The sequence below is a fragment of the Bacteroides caecigallinarum genome (genome assembly GCF_021530995.1).
Taxonomy (GTDB): Bacteria; Bacteroidota; Bacteroidia; order Bacteroidales; family Bacteroidaceae; genus Phocaeicola; species Phocaeicola faecigallinarum.
The window spans coordinates 1-240 of the sequence record NZ_JADYTF010000378.1 but is presented as its reverse complement, the minus strand read 5'-3'; the positions used below and the strand labels follow the sequence as shown (position 1 = coordinate 240).

Sequence of the window (240 nt, the reverse complement as noted above, 5' to 3'; positions counted from 1 at the left end):
GATCAGCCTGTTATCCCCGGAGTACCTTTTATCCTTTGAGCGATGTCCCTTCCATACGGAAACACCGGATCACTATGCTCTAGTTTCCTACCTGATCGACTTGTCAGTCTCCCAGTCAAGCACCCTTTTGCCATTACACTCTTGGGCCGGTTACCGATCGGCCTGAGGGTACCTTTAGAAGCCTCCGTTACGCTTTTGGAGGCGACCACCCCAGTCAAACTACCCACCAAGCAATGTCCT

Annotated in this window: 1 rRNA gene; it reads right to left on the bottom strand. The window is 52.1% G+C overall.

What is annotated here, in order from left to right:
• A 23S ribosomal RNA gene (locus tag I6E24_RS17110) occupies window positions 1-240 on the bottom strand; the annotation flags it as partial.